This is a genomic window from Moorena sp. SIO4E2 (assembly GCF_010671945.1).
Lineage (GTDB): Bacteria > Cyanobacteriota > Cyanobacteriia > Cyanobacteriales > Coleofasciculaceae > Moorena > Moorena producens.
Window position 1 is genome coordinate 1 of record NZ_JAAHIE010000835.1, and the last position, 2558, is coordinate 2558.

2 protein-coding genes and 2 pseudogenes are annotated in these 2558 nt (G+C 36.5%); 3 read left to right on the top strand and 1 reads right to left on the bottom strand.

What is annotated here, in order from left to right; genetic code table 11:
* The 3 genes and pseudogenes from F6K37_RS37855 to F6K37_RS45125 form a co-directional block, all read left to right on the top strand.
* Positions 1–192 (top strand): annotated as a pseudogene (locus F6K37_RS37855) (hypothetical protein); the annotation flags it as partial.
* 8 nt (positions 193–200) lie between these two features.
* Positions 201–1530, top strand: a pseudogene (locus F6K37_RS37860) (IS701 family transposase).
* 105 nt (positions 1531–1635) lie between these two features.
* Positions 1636–1938 (top strand): IS630 transposase-related protein, encoded by a 303-nt coding sequence (locus tag F6K37_RS45125; protein ID WP_353838981.1) that lies wholly within the window; start codon positions 1636–1638, stop codon positions 1936–1938.
* A gap of 101 nt (positions 1939–2039) precedes the next feature.
* On the opposite strand, the gene F6K37_RS37865 is transcribed toward F6K37_RS45125, so the two are convergent.
* The coding region (locus tag F6K37_RS37865) for a transposase (protein ID WP_287256188.1) at positions 2040–2558 on the bottom strand (519 nt) is incomplete at its 5' end.

Consider the following 2558-nt stretch of genomic DNA (forward strand, 5'->3'; position numbering starts at 1 on the left):
GGACGCTCTATGACCTTGGCTCAAACAGTGATCGAGCATGGCAGCGCCACGGTTGCCTTTGAGCAGTATCAGGGGGTTTTAGAAACTGCTAAAACTTTGGTGCCCCTCGGCTGTCACGTTACCTTATCCCTCTTCTGTCACTCTCCGGTTATAATAAGTAGAGAAAGAAAAAAAAGAAACTCTACAAGGTAGGCACAGCAATGGATGTAGAGGAACAAATCCTCAAACATTTAGCCAGGGCTCCCCAGGCAACAGTATCAATAATAGATGAATATTGTCAGAGCTATAAAGACCTATTCAAAGAAGTAAGGAACTATGAATGCTTCAAATATTTACACTTAGGAATAGTCTCAGAAATAAAGAGAAAATCCTTACCAGAAATAGCCAAAATAGTAGGGATAAAATCACCCCAGTCACTACATCACTTCATCGCCAATTCCCCTTGGTCAGTCAGGGAAATAAAGAAGGAAAGATTAAGGAAAATCAAAGAAAAATTAAAAGAACAAGCAATTACAGTCATAATAGATGAAACCGGGGATAGAAAGAAAGGTAAAAAAAACGGACTATGTAGCACGGCAATATCTAGGAAGTATCGGAAAAGTAGATAATGGGATAGTGTCAGTTAATGCTTACGGAGTGTATCAAAATATAACATTTCCATTGGTAGGCAAAATCTTCAAACCCAGAGGAACATTAAAACGGGAAGATAAGTACAAAACTAAAATAGAGTTAGCCTCAGAAATCCTAGAAGAATTAGTAGAAGAAGGCTTAAATATAGAACGAGTATTAGCGGATAGTCTCTATGGTGAAAGTAGCCAGTTTATTAGAACATTAGAGAAAAATAAATTGTCTTATGTAGTAGCAATTAGGAGTAATCATGGAGTCTGGATGCCAAGCTCACAGAGGATTAGAGCGAATAAGTGGTGTAAATTTACCAGAACATTTAGTAATCAAAAATCAGAAACTAGATACATTAGAGAAATAGTCTATGGAAAAAAGAGAGCCATAACTTACTGGGAAATAACCACAGACCCAAAAACTATGCCAGAGAATGGAACATCTTTTGTTATGACTAATTTGAAAGGTAATCTCAAGAAAATCTTGGGAGATTTGTATGGATTAAGAACATGGGTAGAGTATGCTTTTCGTCAGTGTAAACAAGAATTAGGATGGACAGATTACCGTTTTACTAAGTTTAAGGATATCGAAAAATGGTGGGAAATAATTTTTTGTGTGTACACCATGATTAGTTTAAATTCTCCAGCTTTTTTATCTTTAAAGAAATCGACAGAAGTGGCCAATAAGGTGACAGATGCTGATGATATCCAGGTGAGTAATCATCAACAATGGAATCAGAAAGGTGGATGGAAGAATGTGTTAAACAATTTTCGTTTACTGATTCAACCCATCATAATGTTATGGATTATTTTTCCCTGGCTAGATATTTTTCCTAATAGTAAATTATTGCTGGGGTTGAATCAGCTAATTAGTGAAATTCATCAATATCAATCCTTTTTTAAGTCTGGATAATATGGCTTATTTGTTAATCATTAAATTCGGAAAGTGACAGAAGAGGGTTATAGCGGTTTGCGCTTAAATAGAGTATAATATAATAAATATTATAAAACTCCAATTATGAAAGCATACTCTGTTGATATAAGAACCAAAATTATCACAGCTTATCTAGACTGTGAGGGCTCAATGACGCGGTTGGCTAAAAGGTTTAAAGTGAGTCGCAATTTTGTATTTAGAATTATTAAAAAATTCAAAGAAACCGGAAATATATCACCGAGCAAACAAGGAAATAACCGAGCCTCTAAATTAGAACCATTCACGGAATTCATCAAATCTATATTGTCAGAGTATCCATCATTAACTCTCTCGGAAATGGTGAAAATTCTTGAAAAAGAGAAACAAATTACTGTACACATAACCTAACAGGGGGACAACGAGGCATGAAAGTCTTATGTAGTGAGCGATACAGCAGAAAGAGATAAAAAAAGATAGGTCAAAAGTAATAGCCCTGACCTATACTACTCCTAAATGATAATGGAGAAAGCTTCATAACTTCCTAAATTAGGCATAGTAAATAACCGATATTCAATAAACAATTCAAATAATTTCTTGGTGAGCTTGAAAGATCGACACCGTTGATGCATCTGTTGTAATACTTTTTTAGCCTGCCCCCAAATGTTCTCAATTGGATTTTCTGATGGTGCGTAAGGAGCAAAGCGTAGACAGTGAATATTCCACTGTTTATCAGTATTAACTTGTGCAAGAAAATCCCGAAACTCCTGGGAACGGTGATAACTGGCTCCATCCCAGACTAAAACAATTTTTGCCCCTTCACTCCGCCTTTGCAGATGTTTTATGAAATCAATTGTTGACAAACTGTTAGCTTTTTTATAACGACTGAGTATAACTTCTCCACCTGGTTGACTGACAAAAGTTGAGCGCGATTTCACGAACCCCTTACCAGGGATGGGCGCTTTGGGCATTGACATCTGGTTGGGGGAGCCAGCATTCTCAGGAAAGAAACCACTCACATCCCAAAAATG

What these genes read in the sequence shown, in the direction of transcription:
- F6K37_RS45125 (WP_353838981.1), top strand. Translation starts at nt 1,636, where the DNA reads ATGAAAGCATACTCTGTTGATATAAGAACCAAAATTATCACAGCTTAT.